The sequence below is a fragment of the Pseudomonas sp. NFACC51 genome, from assembly GCF_900103575.1.
Taxonomy (GTDB): domain Bacteria; phylum Pseudomonadota; class Gammaproteobacteria; order Pseudomonadales; family Pseudomonadaceae; genus Aquipseudomonas; species Aquipseudomonas fluorescens_Q.
This window is the reverse complement of sequence record NZ_FMXH01000006.1, coordinates 166,033-182,364: the sequence shown is the minus strand read 5'-3', so window position 1 is coordinate 182,364 and position 16,332 is coordinate 166,033. Positions and strand designations below refer to the sequence as shown.

General features: G+C 61.8%; 13 protein-coding genes and 1 riboswitch. Of the genes, 5 read left to right on the top strand and 8 right to left on the bottom strand.

Going from position 1 to position 16,332, the window contains the following annotated elements:
• Positions 1-47: 47 nt before the first annotated feature.
• Entirely contained in the window at positions 48-1,937 is a 1,890-nt protein-coding gene (thiC, locus tag BLT00_RS14290) for a phosphomethylpyrimidine synthase ThiC (RefSeq protein ID WP_092146657.1), read from the bottom strand.
• Between the two features lie 175 nt (positions 1,938-2,112).
• A riboswitch (TPP riboswitch) is annotated at positions 2,113-2,218 on the bottom strand.
• Positions 2,219-2,372: 154 nt separating this feature from the next.
• On the opposite strand from thiC, the gene BLT00_RS14285 reads away from it, so the two are divergent.
• On the top strand, positions 2,373-3,812 hold the full coding sequence (locus tag BLT00_RS14285) for a TolC family outer membrane protein (RefSeq protein ID WP_092146659.1): 1,440 nt from the start codon (positions 2,373-2,375) through the stop codon (positions 3,810-3,812).
• A 150-nt stretch (positions 3,813-3,962) separates the two neighbouring features.
• Here the strand turns inward: BLT00_RS14285 and waaA are convergent, their stop codons facing one another.
• Complete coding sequence (gene waaA, locus BLT00_RS14280; protein WP_092146661.1) at positions 3,963-5,237, bottom strand: lipid IV(A) 3-deoxy-D-manno-octulosonic acid transferase; 1,275 nt, start codon at positions 5,235-5,237, stop codon at positions 3,963-3,965.
• A 22-nt stretch (positions 5,238-5,259) separates the two neighbouring features.
• On the bottom strand, positions 5,260-6,150 hold the full coding sequence (locus BLT00_RS14275) for a LysR family transcriptional regulator (protein ID WP_092146663.1): 891 nt from the start codon (positions 6,148-6,150) through the stop codon (positions 5,260-5,262).
• Between the two features lie 103 nt (positions 6,151-6,253).
• Between BLT00_RS14275 and BLT00_RS14270 the strand changes: the two genes are divergently transcribed.
• The 4 genes from BLT00_RS14270 to BLT00_RS14255 all read left to right on the top strand — a co-directional run bounded on the left by BLT00_RS14270 (position 6,254) and on the right by BLT00_RS14255 (position 9,792).
• The gene (locus BLT00_RS14270) at positions 6,254-6,586 is read left to right on the top strand and encodes a DMT family transporter (protein WP_046065574.1); all 333 of its coding nucleotides are present in this window, start codon (positions 6,254-6,256) and stop codon (positions 6,584-6,586) included.
• A gap of 221 nt (positions 6,587-6,807) precedes the next feature.
• A complete protein-coding gene (locus BLT00_RS14265; RefSeq protein WP_092146665.1) occupies positions 6,808-7,983 on the top strand; it encodes an NAD(P)/FAD-dependent oxidoreductase in 1,176 nt (391 codons plus the stop codon).
• Entirely contained in the window at positions 7,980-8,792 is an 813-nt protein-coding gene (locus BLT00_RS14260; protein ID WP_092146667.1) for an aldo/keto reductase, read from the top strand. Before BLT00_RS14265 ends, BLT00_RS14260 begins: the two co-directional genes overlap by 4 nt.
• Before the next feature lie 34 nt (positions 8,793-8,826).
• Positions 8,827-9,792, top strand: coding sequence for a metal ABC transporter ATPase (locus BLT00_RS14255; protein WP_092146669.1), 966 nt, complete (start codon positions 8,827-8,829; stop codon positions 9,790-9,792).
• Between the two features lie 145 nt (positions 9,793-9,937).
• Here the strand turns inward: BLT00_RS14255 and hldE are convergent, their stop codons facing one another.
• The 5 genes from hldE to msbA form a co-directional block, all read right to left on the bottom strand.
• Complete coding sequence (gene hldE / locus BLT00_RS14250) at positions 9,938-11,359, bottom strand: bifunctional D-glycero-beta-D-manno-heptose-7-phosphate kinase/D-glycero-beta-D-manno-heptose 1-phosphate adenylyltransferase HldE (RefSeq protein ID WP_092146671.1); 1,422 nt, start codon at positions 11,357-11,359, stop codon at positions 9,938-9,940.
• 85 nt (positions 11,360-11,444) lie between these two features.
• Entirely contained in the window at positions 11,445-12,053 is a 609-nt protein-coding gene (gene cysC / locus BLT00_RS14245; RefSeq protein WP_063323215.1) for an adenylyl-sulfate kinase, read from the bottom strand.
• Positions 12,054-12,174: 121 nt separating this feature from the next.
• On the bottom strand, positions 12,175-13,590 hold the full coding sequence (locus tag BLT00_RS14240) for a PIG-L deacetylase family protein (RefSeq protein ID WP_092146673.1): 1,416 nt from the start codon (positions 13,588-13,590) through the stop codon (positions 12,175-12,177).
• Positions 13,591-13,606: 16 nt separating this feature from the next.
• On the bottom strand, positions 13,607-14,449 hold the full coding sequence (locus BLT00_RS14235) for a GNAT family N-acetyltransferase (RefSeq protein WP_371856958.1): 843 nt from the start codon (positions 14,447-14,449) through the stop codon (positions 13,607-13,609).
• A 53-nt stretch (positions 14,450-14,502) separates the two neighbouring features.
• Positions 14,503-16,293, bottom strand: coding sequence for a lipid A export permease/ATP-binding protein MsbA (gene msbA / locus BLT00_RS14230; RefSeq protein ID WP_092146675.1), 1,791 nt, complete (start codon positions 16,291-16,293; stop codon positions 14,503-14,505).
• Positions 16,294-16,332 lie beyond the last annotated feature (39 nt).

Here is a 16,332-nt window from a genome sequence, read left to right as displayed (position 1 = left end):
TCCCTCGCCACACAGGGTGAGCGGTGCTTTTGCAAGCACCGCCCGGATCAAACTTTCTTGTAAAGCTGACTTCCTTCCTTCTTGAACCGCTCGGCCTGTTCCGCCAAGCCCTGGGCAACGTCCACGTCCACCGCCTCGATGCGCTGGTTGGCCGCGTATTCGCGCACTTCCTGGGTGATTTTCATCGAGCAGAATTTCGGCCCGCACATCGAGCAGAAATGCGCCACCTTGGCCGAGTCCTTCGGCAGGGTTTCGTCGTGGTACGAGCGGGCGGTGTCCGGGTCCAGGCCGAGGTTGAACTGGTCTTCCCAACGGAACTCGAAACGCGCCTTGCTCAAGGCGTTGTCGCGGATCTGCGCGCCTGGGTGGCCCTTGGCAAGGTCGGCCGCGTGGGCGGCGATCTTGTAGGTGATGATCCCCGTCTTCACGTCATCCTTGTTCGGCAGGCCCAGGTGTTCCTTCGGCGTGACGTAGCAGAGCATGGCGCAACCGAACCAACCGATCATCGCCGCACCGATGCCGGAGGTGATGTGGTCGTAGCCCGGCGCGATGTCGGTGGTCAGTGGGCCGAGGGTGTAGAACGGCGCCTCGTCGCAGCACTCGAGTTGCTTGTCCATGTTCTCTTTGATCAACTGCATCGGCACGTGGCCGGGGCCTTCGATCATGCATTGCACGTCGTGCTTCCAGGCGATCTTGGTCAGCTCGCCGAGGGTTTCCAGCTCGCCGAACTGCGCTTCGTCGTTGGCGTCGGCAATCGAGCCCGGACGCAGGCCATCGCCCAGCGAGAAGCTGACGTCGTAGGCCTTCATGATTTCGCAGATGTCTTCGAAGTGGGTGTAGAGGAAGTTCTCTTTGTGGTGCGCCAGGCACCACTTGGCCATGATCGAACCACCACGGCTGACGATACCGGTGACGCGCTTGGCGGTCATCGGCACATAGCGCAGCAACACGCCGGCGTGGATGGTGAAGTAGTCGACGCCCTGCTCGGCCTGTTCGATCAGCGTGTCGCGGAACAGCTCCCAGGTCAGGTCTTCGGCCACGCCGCCGACTTTTTCCAGGGCCTGGTAGATCGGCACGGTGCCGATCGGCACGGGCGAGTTGCGGATGATCCACTCGCGGGTTTCATGGATGTGCTTGCCGGTGGACAGGTCCATGACCGTGTCCGAACCCCAGCGGATGCCCCAGGTCAGCTTCGCCACTTCTTCTTCGATGGACGAACCCAGCGCACTGTTGCCGATGTTGCCGTTGATCTTCACCAGGAAGTTACGGCCGATGATCATCGGTTCCAGTTCGGTGTGGTTGATGTTGGCCGGGATGATCGCGCGGCCACGGGCGATTTCATCGCGGACGAATTCCGGGGTGATGACTTTCGGCACGCTGGCACCGAAGCTGTGGCCGGCGTGTTGCTGGTCCAGCAGGCCGGCGGCGCGGGCGACTTCCAGCTTCATGTTTTCGCGGATGGCGACGTATTCCATCTCGGCGGTGATGATGCCTTTGCGCGCGTAGTGCATCTGGCTGACGTTGGCACCGGGCTTGGCACGACGTGGGTTGTTCACGTGGGCGAAGCGCAGCTTGGTCAGCTCGGGGTCGGCCAGGCGTTCCTGGCCGAAGTTGGAGCTCAGGCCGGCAAGACGCTCGGTGTCGCCACGGGCTTCGATCCACGAAGAGCGCACGTCGGCCAGGCCTTTGCGCACGTCGATGATCACGTTCGGGTCGGTGTAGGGACCCGAGGTGTCGTACACCACGACCGGCGCGTTGATTTCGCCGCCGAAATCGGTGGGGGTCACGTCAAGGCTGATTTCGCGCATGGGCACGCGGATATCCGGGCGGCTGCCCTGGACATAGATTTTTTGCGAGCGGGTAAAGGGCTGAACCGATTGCTCATCGACCTTGGCCGAATCGCTGAGGTTGGTCGCGTTTTTTGATTTTGTCGTCATCACGGGCTCTCCAGACACACATCCAGGCAGTGGATTTTTGTCGGAGCGAACCTGTAACGAATGGACGCGTCCCTGCACGAAAGTGCGGACGCTGTGCTTGCTGCTCGAGCATGTTCGAAAATCGAAAGTCGATGGTCGAACAACATCCCGGACGAAGCACAAGAGGACTCGCCGGGTGACGAGAAATCTTGTTCCCTACGCAGGCGCTAACCTGATCAGGTTCAACGGGATCCGAAATTATTCGATCTCAGCCTCATAGCAAGGCACCCCGACAAGAACCCGGCCAGTCTAGACACAACCACGAGAGAACGCCATCGCCAGGGCAAAAGGCGTGATGAATGGCGCATATACAGGATTGTTGCGGCGCGCAGGCGCAACTACACTCGCTACGCCGCGCCTCTTGTGCGCAATCATCTGAGAAGTAGGGAACGCCTCATGCTGCGCAAACTCTCACTGGCCCTTGCCGTGTCTTGTGCGTCCAATGGAATGGCCTGGGCTGCCGAAGCACCCTTGACCACCAGAACCGATCTGGTGAGCGTGTATCAGGAAGCGGTGGACAACAACGCCGATCTGGCCGCGGCTCGCGCCCAGTACGGCGCCCAGAAGGAAGTGGTGCCCCAGGCGCGTGCCGGGTTGCTGCCGAACCTTTCGGCCGGTGCCGACCTGAACAACACCCGTACCGAGCTCGACCAGCCGGCGATGACCGCCACCCGCAGTTCCACGGTTTACCAGGCCACGCTGTCCCAGCCGATTTTCCGTGCCGATCGCTGGTTCCAGTTACAGGCTGCCAAGTCAGTTGACGAGCAAGCGTCGCTGCAACTGTCGGCCACTGAACAGAACATGATCCTGCAGAGCGCCGAGAGCTATTTCAACGTGCTGCGCAGCCAGGACAACCTGGCCTCGACCAAGGCCGAGGAAGCGGCGTTCAAGCGTCAACTCGACCAGTCCAACGAGCGCTTCGACGTGGGCCTGTCGGACAAGACCGACGTGCTGCAATCCCAGGCCAGCTACGACACCGCCCGCGCCAATCGGATCCTCGCCCAGCGCCAGGTCGACGACGCCTTTGAAGCCTTGATCACGTTGACCAACCGCCAGTACAACTCGCTCCAGGGTATCGTCCACACCTTGCCAATCCTGCCGCCGGCACCAAACGATGCCAAGGCCTGGGTAGATACGGCAGCCAAGCAGAACCTGAATTTACTGGCCAGCAACTACGCCGTGACCGCCGCCGAGGATACGCTGCGCCAGCGCAAGGCCGGTCATGCACCGACCCTCGATGCGATAGCCCAGTACAGAAAAGGTGACAACGACGGCCTCGGTTTCACCAACCCGAACCCGACCGGACAGCGCTACGGCGGCGATGCCGAGCAACGCACCATCGGTTTGCAGCTGAGTATCCCGCTCTACAGCGGCGGGCTGACCAGCTCCCAGGTGCGCGAGTCCTACTCGCAACTCACCCAGACCGAGCAGCAACGCGAAGCCCTGCGCCGGCAGGTGGTGGAAAACACCCGTAACCTGCACCGTGCAGTGAACACCGACGTGGAGCAGGTCCAGGCCCGGCGCCAGTCGATCATCTCCAACCAGAGCGCGGTGGAAGCCACGGAAATCGGCTACCAGGTGGGCACCCGCAACATCGTCGACGTGCTCGACGCCCAGCGTCAGTTGTACACCTCGGTGCGCAACTACAACAACGCCCGCTACGACTACATTCTCGACAACCTGCGCCTCAAGCAGGCGGCTGGGACGTTGAGCCCGGCGGACCTGCAAGACCTGTCGCGCTATCTCAAGCCAGACTACAACCCGGACCGCGACTTCCTGCCGCCGGACCTGGCCCAGGCAGCGGCGCAGCAGTTGCGCTCGCGGCCAGCGCAGTAACGACGACACCCTTGTGGCGAGGGAGCTTGCTCCCGCTGGCCTGCGAAGCAGGCCCAAAACCAGTCACCGCGTACTGCCAGCCAAAACCGTGGTGCCGGTTTTACGGCTGCTTCGCAGCCGAGCGGGAGCAAGCTCCCTCGCCACAAAAACTCAGTCGAGCAACCGCCCCAACCCCGCCAGCAACCGCTGCAACGCGCCCTGGTTGGTGCGCATCACCTTCAAGCCCGCTTCGGCCATGCGCTGGGCATCGCGGGGCAGTTCGAACAGGCGCTGCACCGCCAGGGCCAGGCTTTCGGCATCTTCAACTTCCGCCAGCGCACCGGCGGCGCGCAGTTGCGCGGCGATTTCGAGGAAGTTGAACAGGTGCGGCCCGCTGAGTACCGGTTTTGCCAGCGCCGCCGGTTCGAGCAGATTGTGCCCGCCGTTGGGCACCAGGCTGCCACCCACAAACGCACTGTCGGCCAATGCGTAGAGAAACAGCAGCTCACCCATGGTGTCGCCCAGCAGCACCGAGGCCTGGGCAGTGACGGGTTGCGCACTGGAACGCCGGACCGTGGCGAAGCCTTCGCTTTCGCACAGCTGGTGCACGGCATCAAATCGCTCGGGATGACGTGGCACCAGGATCAGCAACGCATTGGGGTAGCTGTCGAGCAACCGACGGTGGGCAGCCAGCACCACTTCGTCCTCGCCTTCATGGGTACTGGCGGCGATCCACACCGGACGCTCCGTGGCTTGCCACTGGCGGCGCAAGGCGCTGGCGTTTTCCAGCAGTTGCGGGTCGATGGTCAGGTCGAACTTGATCGAGCCGGTGACCTCGACGGTTTCTACCCGGGCGCCCAACTGACGGAAACGCTCGGCTTCGGCGTCGGTCTGGACGGCGAACAGGCTCATCTCGGCGAGCATGGGCCGGGTAAGCTTGGGAAAGCGTGCATAACCCCGGGCCGAACGCTCCGACAACCGCGCATTGGCCAGGGCCACGGGAATGCCGCGCCTGGCGCATTGGTGAATATGATTGGGCCACAGCTCGGTTTCCATGATCACCGCCAGGGACGGCCGGACCCGGTCGAGAAAACGCTTGGCGGCGCAGGGCAAGTCGTAAGGCAAATAGCAATGCTGGATGCGCGGCTCGTTGGCGAACAACGCCCGGATCCGCTCCGAACCGGTGGGCGTCATGCAGGTGACGGTGATCGGCAACTGTGGATAACGTTGCAGCAAGGCGCGGATCATGGGCGCGGCGGCGATGCTCTCACCCACCGACACCGCGTGGACCCAGATGCCCCCCGGCAGCATGACCGGCAGCCCCCAGGAGAACCGCTCGCCAATGCGCCGGGCATAAGCCGGCGCCTTGCGGGCCCGCAACCACAGCCGAATCGCTACCAGTGGCAGCCCCAGGTAAAACAATGCGCTATAGAGAGTTCTGTTCATGGCGGCGGAGTTTATCGGTTTTTCAGCCGATCGCCTGCAACTGCACGGCAAAACGTTCCGCCAGCCAACGCGCGGCCGGGCCCAGGGGTTCATCGCGTCGCCAGACCAGTTCCACCACCAGGGCCGGCGGGGTCCATTCGCTGCTGAGCTCGACCATGTCGCCCAGGTAGGCAGGGTATTGCACCACATGCCGAGGCAACCAGGCCCAGCCCAGGCCACTCCTCAGCCATTCGGCCAACACATAGAAACTGTCGGCTCGCCAGACCTGCGGGCTGGCCTGTTCACTGCCGGGATAGACGCTGGACTGGGTGGCCATCAACAACTGGCGGTGCCGAGCCATTTCCCGACAGGTCACATAATCATGGTTCGCCAGTGGGTGGCCCCTGCCGCACACCGTCACCATCTCGACGCTGCCCAGCACCCGGCGCTCCAAGGCCTCGGGGATCTGGTCGTGATAGAACAGCAAGCCGAGGTCGGCGCGCCGCTCCACCAGTTTGCGCGCCACGTCGCCCTGGGCGGCGCTGGCCAATTGCACTTCGAGGGTAGGAAATTGCTCGGCCAGGGCCGCCAGGCTGTCGATGACCGGTTGATAGGGCATGGCTTCGTCCTGGGCCAGGCGCAGCGACGCTTCCTGCCCGCGCATCAGGGCCAGGGCCCGGCCATTGAGACGCTCGCACTGACGCAGCACTTCCCTGGCCTCTTCGAGCAAGGCTGCGCCAGCGTCGGTGAGCCTGGGCTGACGGCCGCTGCTGCGCTCGAACAGGTTCACGCCCAAATCCGTCTCCAGCAACGCAATCGCACTGCTGATGGCCGATTGGGCTTTGCGCTGATCCCGGGCCACGGCGGAAAACGAACGCTTCTCGGCGACCCCGACGAACAGCCGCAATTGCTCCAGGTTCCACTGAACGTTCATGGCTCAACCTATCTTGATTACAGATAGGTAATGACTTTACCGCATCTGACCTATCTCTAGAATGGCCCCATCGAAAGACGCAACCGTCGAAGAGGAACCGCCTATGAACGCCTACTACTACCTGGCCATCGCCATCTGCGCCGAAGTGATCGCCACCGTTTCGATGAAAGCGATCAAGGGCCTGAGCACACCCCTGCCTTTGCTGCTGGTCATCGTCGGCTACGCCACCGCGTTCTGGATGCTGACGCTGGTGGTGCGCACCGTACCGGTGGGCGTGGCCTATGCGGTCTGGGCCGGGCTGGGGATCGTCATGGTCAGTGTCGCGGCGTTGTTCATCTATGGGCAGAAACTGGACGTGCCGGCGATGCTGGGGATGGCGTTGATCGTGCTGGGGGTGGTGGTGATCCAGCTGTTTTCCAAGACGGCCGGGCACTGAAAACACACTGATCATTTGAGCTGGAACACCTCTGTGGCGAGGGAGCTTGCTCCCGCTTGGGTGCGAAGCGCCCATAAAAATGGGGTTGCTGCGCAACCCAGCGGGAGCAAGCTCCCTCGCCACAAAAGCTTTCCCTGCACGCTGCCGATGTTGATCGTCAACAAATTCCCTCTGCACCGAGTCTGTATACTGCGCCCTCGTCTTGAACACTGAGGTCGCTCATGCCATCCGTTATTTCCACCGACATTCTGATTGTCGGCGCAGGCGTCGCCGGCCTCTGGCTGAATGCACGCCTGCGGCGCCAGGGTTTTTCGACCGTGCTGGTGGAAAGCGCCAGCCTCGGCGGCGGGCAGAGTGTCAAATCCCAGGGCATCATCCATGGCGGCGCCAAGTACGCCTTGCATGGCGCCCTGACCGGTGCCTCGGAAGCCATTGCCGACATGCCGCGTCGCTGGCGCGAAGCCCTGAAAGGTGAAGGTGAGCTGGACCTGTCCGGCGTGCGCATGCTGTCCGACGCCCATTACCTCTGGTCCCCCGGCACCCTGGCCGGCAACCTCACCAGTTTCTTTGCCAGCAAGGCCGTGCGCGGGCGGGTCGACCAGGTCAAGGGCGACCAGTTGCCGCCGGCCCTGCAAGACAAACGCTTCAAGGGCAAGGTCTATCGCCTGGCCGAGCTGGTGGTGGACGTGCCGAGCGTGATCGCACGCCTGGCGGAACTGGCCGGCGACAGCTTGCTGGCCGGGCAACACATCGAACCGCTGCGCGAAGGTGGCGAGCTGATCGGACTCAAGGTCGATGGCCGCGAGATTCGCGCGCAACGCATTGTCCTCAGCGCCGGGGGCGGCACCGCCGACCTGCTCGACGCCTTGGGCCTGGACCAGCCAGCCATGCAGCGCCGACCGTTGCACATGGTCCTGGTCAAGGGGCCCAGCCTCAAGCCGCTCTACGCCCATTGCCTGGGCGGCGGCCCGAAGCCGCGCGTCACCGTGACCACTCATCCGGCGGCCGATGGCCAATGGGTCTGGTACGTGGGTGGCGATCTGGCCGAAGGCGATGGCGTGACCCGCGAGCCTGCCGCACAGATCGCCGCCGCCCAGAAAGAACTCGGCCAGTTGTTGCCTTGGATTGACCTGAGCACTGCGCAATGGGCCACGCTGCGGGTGGACCGCGCCGAACCGTTGCAGTCGGGCCTGACCCGCCCGGACAACGCCTTCCTCGCCGAGCAGGATCGCCTGCTGGTGGGCTGGCCGACCAAACTGGCCCTGGCCCCGGACTTCGCCGATCGGGTGGTCGATGCCTTGCAGCGCGATGGCATCCAGCCAAGCCACCCGGCCCCACTGCCGGACCTGCCGAAGCCGCCGATGGGCGTCCCTGCCTGGGAGCAACTGCTGCCATGAGCCAACCGACCCTGCATGACCTCTATCGCCCCCTGGGCCATGACGGCCCGCGGGTCTCCCCCCTGGGCCTGGGGACCGTCAAGCTTGGTCGCGACCAAGGCGTCAAATACCCCAACGGCTTTCAGATCCCCGATGACGACGAAGCACGCAGGTTGCTCAAACTGGCGCGCGACCTGGGTATCAACCTGATCGACACCGCGCCGGCCTATGGCCTGAGCGAAGAACGCCTCGGCCCGCTGCTGCGCGGCCAACGCCAGGACTGGGTGATCGTCAGCAAGGTCGGCGAAGAATTCAGCGACGGCCAGTCACGCCATGACTTCAGCGCCGCCCATACCCGATTTTCGGTGGAGCGCAGCCTCAAGCGCCTGGAAACCGATTATATCGACCTGGTGCTCGTGCACTCCGACGGCAACGACCTGGCGATCCTCAACGACAGCGAGGTCTACCCGACCCTGGCGGCGCTCAAGCGCGAGGGCAAGATCGGCGGCTTCGGTTTTTCCGGCAAGACCGTCGACGGTGGCTTGAAAGCCTTGGAGCAAGGCGATTGTGCGATGGTCACCTACAATCTGAACGAACGAAACGAAAAGGCTGTCATTGACTACGCCAGCGAACACGGCAAAGCGATCCTGGTGAAAAAGGCCCTGGCCAGCGGCCACGTTTGCCTGAGCCCCGGGGTAGACCCGGTTCGCGCCAGCTTCGAACTGTTGTTTGAGCATCCTGGGGTCGCCAGTGCTATTGTCGGCACCATCAATCCGCTGCACCTCGCCCACAACGTCGCGACCGTAGCCAAGGTCCTGCGTAAAAACTGACGCCGCCCTACGCGGCCTTAAGGAAGGAGCCGACATGCCGCGTACGCTCATCAGAAAGAATCCCAGCAACTTCAAGACCCTGCCCCTGTTCGTCGAAGCGACACCCGAAGGCCTGACTTACCAGAGCGTCGGCATGCCGCTGAATTTCGCCCAGACCTTGCAGCGCCGCCGCCCGGTAGCCGTGGCCGATACCGAACGCTTTTCCTTGGAGTTGGCAAACCTGGGCGTTTCTGTGCGCCTGACCCTGCATTGGCAGAACCGCGACTATTGGGTACTGGTGCGCCAGCGCCGGCAGGATCGCGGCGATGTGGTGCTCAAGCTGATTTCCGGCTACGTCCCAGCCCACGAGTTGAACCTGCCACTGCTTACCGCCATCAGCGAAATTGCCGAAGAATGCCTGCTGGAAACCCCGGAAGGCTGGCTTGGCGGGCGTTTCAACGACACCTGGCTGCCGGCCCCCTACGCCACGGCCCTGCATTACCGCGAAGCCTTGCCGTTTCGGCTGACACCCCTCTCGGGCTCCGCCCGCCCGGTGCGCAGCGCCAACCTGCAACTGATCGAGCGACCACGGGCCTACGTGCATCTGCCGACGGCATCGCTGCAATTGATCTATGACTTGCGCCTGGATGTGCCCAAGGAAGCCAAGTCCCTGAGCCTGTTTCACGTCGATGAGCGTTTGGAGGGCGACCAGTTGGTGGCGCGCCTGGACCGCAAGCGACCTGATCTCTACTTGATGCCGCTACAGGACGGCCAACCCATGCCCGAGCTGTACACCTTGAAAAAGGACCAGCTATACCCGGCCAGCACGCGTGGGCTGTACCTGGCGGAGAGCTTTGCCAAGCAGGACGGCTGGCTGGTGCGAGACGAGCGGATTCGCTGGAAGGACTGGCTGCGCCAACAAGGGCTGACGCCACCGGGCAAGGAGTCAGGCCTGACTCGACTCAAGGGCAAGGCCCGGCAATTGCTCAAGAAGATCGTGCCGCGCAAGGCGGCTCGTTAGAAACCACACCACTCAGAGCGCTTTTGTGGCGAGGGAGCTTGCTCCCGCTTGGGTGCGCAGCGCCCACTGGAACTGGGACCGCTACGCGCTCCAGCGGGAGCAAGCTCCCTCGCCACAAAAAGCAAGCTGGCTGCAGTACACAGGCTCAGTGATTGCGGATCTTCTCCACAATCGCCGTCGTCGAGCTGTTTTCCACCAGCCCCAACACCTTCACTGTGCCGCCGTAGGCGGTGACAATGTCCGCGCCCACAACCTGGTCGATCCCGTAGTCACCGCCCTTGACCAGCACGTCCGGCTTGACTTCGCGCAGCAGGTTTTCCGGCGTGCCCTCGCTGAAACTGATCACCCAATCCACCGCGCCCAGGCCGGCCAGGACCGCCATGCGTCGGTCGACGCTGTTGATCGGCCGCCCCGGCCCTTTGAGGCGGCTGACGGAGGCGTCGTCATTGACCGCGACGATCAGACGATCACCTTGGGCCCTGGCCTGCTCGAGGTAGGTCACGTGGCCTGCGTGCAGGATGTCGAAGCAACCGTTGGTGAAGACGATTCTTTCGTTGTGGGCACGGGCGTCGTCAACGGCCAGCAACAGTTGCTCCAGGCCCAGCACACCGCGCTCGGAGCCTTCCTCGCGCTGGATGGCGCGGCGCAGTTCCGGGGCGCTGATCGCTGCCGTACCCAGTTTTCCAACAACGATGCCGGCCGCCAGGTTCGCCAGGGCTACCGCATGGGGCAGTTCTTCCCCTGCGGCGATGGCGGCGGCCAGGGTGGAGATCACGGTGTCGCCGGCCCCCGTCACGTCGAACACTTCACGGGCACGGGCCGGCAGGTGCAACGCCGGGTGATCGGGGCGCAGCAGGGTCATGCCATGCTCGCCACGGGTCACCAGCAAGGCGCCGAGATCGAGGTCTTGCATCAGCTGGGCGCCTTTGCTCACCAGTTCGTGCTCATCGACACAACCGCCAACGATGGTTTCGAATTCGCTGAGATTCGGCGTGATCAGACTGGCGCCACGGTAGATGGAAAAATCCTTGCCCTTGGGATCGGCCAGGACCGGAATGCCACGGGCACGCGCGGCCTGGATCAGCGCCTGGTGGTTTTTCAACGCGCCTTTGCCGTAGTCCGACAACACCAGGACCTTGACGCCTTCGAGCAGGCTGTCGACCTCGGCACCAAGGGCCAGGGGGTCGGTGGCGAACGGCTCTTCGAAATCGATGCGCAACAGTTGCTGGTGACGACTCATGACCCGCAGCTTGACGATGGTCGGCTGGTGCGCAACACGCTGGAATATCGCACGTACGCCCGCGCCCTTGAGGCTGTTGGTCAAGCTGTCGGCAGCCTCGTCGTCGCCGGTCACGCCCACCAGGGAAGCCGGCGCGCCGAGGGCGGCGATGTTCAAGGCAACGTTGGCGGCACCACCGGGACGATCCTCGATATGCTCGACCTTGACCACCGGTACCGGCGCCTCAGGGGAAATTCGTGAGGTACCGCCATGCCAGTAGCGGTCGAGCATGACATCGCCGACCACCAATACAGGGGCTTGATCGAATCGCGGCATGGACAACTTCATGGAGCATCCCACATACAAAATGAACAGGGCGGGGATATTAGCACAGGGTTGGCGCAAGGCTCTTCTATGGCGGTGACGGGATGCGTTAGTCGTGCAATAGCGCCCACAGCCGGTCGCAGGCCTGGCCCAGCTCCAGCTTGTCGGTGTCGATTTCGCAAGCGGGTGTCAGCGGCACTTCGTATGGACTGTCGAGCCCGGTGAAATTCTTGAGCCTACCCGCGCGCGCCTCCCGATACAGTCCTTTTGGATCTCGTTTGGCACACACGTCAAAAGGCGTGCTCACATAGACTTCGAGAAAAGTGTCCGGGGCGAACAATTGCCGTGCGGCCTCACGGTCAGCCCGAAACGGGGAAATGGCCGCGACAATGACGATCAGTCCAGCATCGACCATCAATCGCGCCACCTCACCGATTCGTCGGATGTTTTCCTTGCGCGCCTCGGGACTCATGCCCAAGTCACTGCATAACCCCTGGCGCAGGTTGTCCCCGTCAAGGAGGCAGGTGTGGAGGCCTAGCTCGTGCAAGCGTACTTCCAACGCATTGGCCAATGTTGACTTTCCCGCGCCGGACAAACCGGTCAGCCAAATACATCGCGGTCGCTGGGATTTGATCGCCGCCCGGGCCTGCGCTGAGACTGTCAACGCAGAAGGCCCGATAGCCGGCCGTGATGTCGATATCTTTGTCGTCCTGTCCATAACCGAGTCTCTCCCTGAAATCGAAATCCTGGGGGTTTACCGGCCTCCGCGCTGCATCGCGCGCATACCGACTTATTGCCCAGAGCAAAGCATAGGCTGAACACCGCATGTCGACGGTTCGCTAATCATCCTTTGGCGACACATCCAGTGGGCGCGTCCAGAAAAGCTCATGTCGACGAACCGCCTTGCGGAAAAACTCATCCTCCCCGGTACGAGGCCAGCGACGCCCGGCCAACAACCGCTGGATCATTCGCCGCAGCTGTCTTTTGAAGGGTGGACGACCCTGCAAATCGTGCTGCATGCCTAAGGCCATCGCCTTGTCCATACGGGTTGGTGCATCCAGCAGCGGACTCCATAGGCCATCGGCCGGCAACGGCTCGATGGCTGGCGGCAAGGCGATACCATAGCCTGCCGGACCCATTGGCCAACGGTCGTTATCGTGCAGGTGGTTGGCATACAGCAGCAGGGTACGTGGGCGCCAGGTACTGAGTTCAATTGCCTCCATCAAGGCGCGAGTAGCGGCAACATGGTCGCTGTGAGGATCCAGTTCGGGATGAGGTGTCACTACCGCGTCCGGTCGGTGATGCTCAAGCAGTCCTACCAGATCGGCCACCAGGTTGCGCCAACTGGGCTGGCCGTCAACGTCACCGGGCAGACTCAGGGCGTTGAACCGGCGCACGTCCCGAGTATCACTATCGCCCGACTCCAGAGAGCCGAAGCTTCGCTCCGGTTGTTGCGCCATTGCCCCTAACTGAAGGCAGTAGTAGCCCAATTGCACACACTGCTGCTGCCCCACCCCGCCCCACAGCGGTACCGCCAGGCTGTCCCAGCTACGCAGGCGGCCCTTCAGACGAGCGGCTTGAGCCATGTCCAGGCCCATATCGCGATAGTTATCGGCTTCGATTTCACCCTGGGTGAGCGTGGCAATGGCCACATCGCTCGCCCGACTATAGAGACCAAAAGCCGCGAGTTCGGCATCATCGGCATGAGGGGCAATGATAAGCAAACGTTGCTGGCCAAAGTCCGGGTTGCTCAGGACATGAAGGGTCGCCTGTGACGCCAGGCTGCAAAAACGGCCGTGCACTCTCAGGGCGCCGCTTGCCAGTAGCGAATCCTGTCCGGACAGATTGAGGAAACGTTCCCCCGCGGCACCACGCTCCAGATCCTGGCGATCGTCACCGATCCATACCTGAGGATCGAAAAAACGCCCCAACCAATGGCTTTTGACCCGCACTTGCAGAATCAGGGTCTGCCCCGCGCTGAACGCGCCCGCCACCTGCAAGAGGCCATCGTTCAAAATGGCAGAAAACTGCAGCGTGCCTGCAGGGAAGTCATAACGATAGTCGTCGTCCGGAGCATAGAACAGATGATCGCAAAACCAGGCCTCGTGGGCGACCCAGCCCAACAGCAGGAAAAGCGGCGACGCCCACCACGACACAAAAAAACCCAGTGCCGACGCCACCAGCAACATGCCAATCAGTATCAGGCGTTTGCGTTGACGATGGCGTTTGAGCAATTGCTGTTTGCGTCCGCTCATGGCTGTTTACCCTCGCTCAAACCTGATAGACCGGAACCCGGTGACACCAGCGATCCTTGTATTCGCGATCGGCACGGCCGAACGAATAACGCAGCGGCTTGCCCAGGGCGCGGGCCTGCTCCCAAGCGGTTTGGGTATTGACGAAACTGAGCACGCTGCCAGGACTGAACTCGCGACTCTGCGGGTCGACGCCGCCGTTGATGTATTCAAGGCTGGTCCACTTGGGTGCCTCGACCCGGTACAGGATCTGAATAGCCACCGGCTCGTCGTTCAGGTAAATCAAGGACCCGGTCATGAACTCTCGCATCAGGCCGAACACGTCAGCCAGATGTTTTTTGCCCGGGGCTTCGAAGTTCCAGCGGCGTTGGAACAGGTCTGCATAGATGGCCGCCTGTTCGCTGGCGCTCAGCTCCAGCATAGGCCGGATACTGCCACCCGCATCCTCCAACAAACGCTGCTCGCGACGTTGGTTGTAACGAAACTTCTTACTGTATTCCTCGGGTTCACGGGCCAGCGCCAAACCTTCAGGCTGCTCAACAAGGCCGGTCATGTTCCGGGCATTGAGCTCGGACACATAGCGCATGCGATGTCGTACACGAATCCGAGCGTCTTCGGCAACCGGCAGGATGACCTCGGCATTGCCAAGATCGAGCATGCCACGCTTGCCTTCACGCTTGAGCACATCCTTGGATAAGGCCACATGACGTCCCCAGGTCGGGATCGCCGCACACAATTGCCCGTCAACGAACCAGCCCAGATAACGCACTGGAATACCTACAAACCCGGCCAGCCGCTCGACCACATCAGGGTGAGTGGCCACACTGCCGCCAAACTGTTGCCAGGCCTGGGCGTAAGCCATCGCATCAATGGGGGTCCAACCGCTTTCTCGCCAAGACCGCCAGTAACTCAAAATCAAACGAAGGACTCCTTCGCTGCCTCTTCGGCACCTTCGACGAAATCTTTCTCGTGCAACCGGGCATAGAAGCCATTGAGTGCCAGCAACTCGGCATGAGTACCGCGCTCGACGATGCGCCCCTTGTCCATCAACAGGATCAAGTCGGCCTTCTCGATAGTCGACAAGCGGTGAGCAATCACCAGCGTGGTGCGCCCTTTCATCACTTGATCCAAAGCTGCCTGGATGTGGCGCTCGGACTCGGTATCAAGGGCCGAGGTCGCCTCATCCAGGATCAACAACGGTGCGTTCTTGAGCAGCGCACGGGCTATCGCCAGACGCTGACGCTGCCCTCCGGAAAGCAGGACGCCGTTTTCGCCCACCAGCGTGTCGTACCCCTGAGGCATCTGCTCGATGAACTCGGCGGCGTAGGCATCTTCGGCCGCCTTGCGCACAGCTTCGAACGGCGCATCGGCAAGGTCACCATAAGCGATGTTGTTAGTGACGCTGTCGTTGAACAGCGTGACCTGTTGGGTCACGAGGGCGATGTGGCGTCGCAGGTTGGTGAGCTTGTATTGCTCGACATCCACGCCATCGAGCAGGATCTGGCCCTGGTCATGGTGATAGAAACGCGGAATCAGGTTAGCCAAGGTCGACTTGCCACTGCCCGAACGCCCCACCAGAGCAATCATCTGACCTTCTTCGGCCGTAAAGGAAATGTCATCGAGCACGATCTTCTCGGTACCCGGATACTGAAAGCTCAGGTTACGCACTTCCAGACGCCCGTTGACACGAGCCATCTCCTTGGTCCCCGTATCGACTTCCGGTTCTTCGTCGAGCTGCTCGAAAATGCTATCCGCTGCGGCCAAGCCTTTCTGGATCGTGGCGCTGACTTCCGACAACTGACGGATGGGCTTGGGTAACAAACCGGCGGCGGTGATATAAGCAACCAATTCGCCGGCAGAAGCGTCGCCGCGAAGGTAAAGCACCAGGTACATCAACACGGCCATGCCGATGTAGATCACCAACTGCAACATCGGCGTATAGATCGACTGGGTCCGGGTCATACCCAGGCTGCGGTTCATGTTATCGGCACTGGCCTTGTGAAACCGTTCGATTTCGTAACTTTCACCGCCAAAGCTGCGAACCACACGGTAGCCCTGGATCGTCTCCGAGGCCACGTGGGTCACATCGCCCATCGCCACCTGGATTTTCTTGCTCTGTTTACGAAATTTCTTGCTCGCGCTACTCACCAGAATGGCAATAACCGGCAGAATCGCCAGCAATACCAGCGTCATCTTCCAATTGCTGTACAGCAAATAACCGAACAGGAACACCACCGTCAGGCCCTCACGGATCACCACCTTGATCGCATCGGTGGCGGCACCGGTGACCATGGTCACGTTATAGGTAATACGGGATATCAGATGGCCGGAGTTATGGTTGTCAAAGTAACGGTTGGGCAGGGTCAAAAGGTTGTCGAAGAGGGCGCAACGCAGGTCGTGGACAACGCCACGGGCAACCTTGGCCAGGTAGTAATTACCCAGGAATGAGCCTATGCCTTGGTAGACGGCAATGAGCACGATCAACAACGGCACGCCGAGCACCAGCGAAACGCCCATGAACTGAGTGTCGTTGGGCTTCTGCAAGGCATCGAGAAAATGCTTGAGCATATCTGCCAGCATCGGCTGGCTGGATGCGAACAGCACGAAACCGATAATACTGATGGCGAAAGCACCCCAGTACGGGAGCACGTATTTCAGCAACCGCAGGTAAATCGTCATGCTCGACTGCTGGTCGGAATTGGCCATTCGGTGCGCCTCGGACGTTTGAAAAAAGAGACAAGATGT